The sequence below is a fragment of the Pseudomonas sp. LM13 genome (genome assembly GCF_041381355.1).
Classification (GTDB): domain Bacteria; phylum Pseudomonadota; class Gammaproteobacteria; order Pseudomonadales; family Pseudomonadaceae; genus Stutzerimonas; species Stutzerimonas frequens.
On the sequence record NZ_JACBXH010000161.1, the window covers coordinates 1 to 222 of the forward strand.

Annotated in this window: 1 protein-coding gene; it reads left to right on the plus strand. The window is 44.6% G+C overall.

Annotated features, from left to right (window positions below):
- Positions 1 to 222, plus strand: a 222-nt coding sequence (locus HZR81_RS23830) for a hypothetical protein (RefSeq protein ID WP_500129424.1), incomplete at both ends; no start/stop codon positions are given.

The following is a 222-nucleotide window of genomic DNA, read 5'->3' on the forward strand; positions in this document are numbered from 1 at the left end:
CTTAGAAATGAATGACATGAATACAAGTGGCTATCATTCTATGAAAGCCGATGGTAGAGATGTCATTGACGTTAAGGATGACGCAAATGCAGCAGTTGTTCAGGAGCACTATCAAACAGGTCTGAATAATCAGCCAACGGATCAGCCTCCCGTTGTGGATACGTTCATGAGCAATCCTGAGCCGCTTACACATCAACTCAGCGAGATGCCTCAGAATTTCTC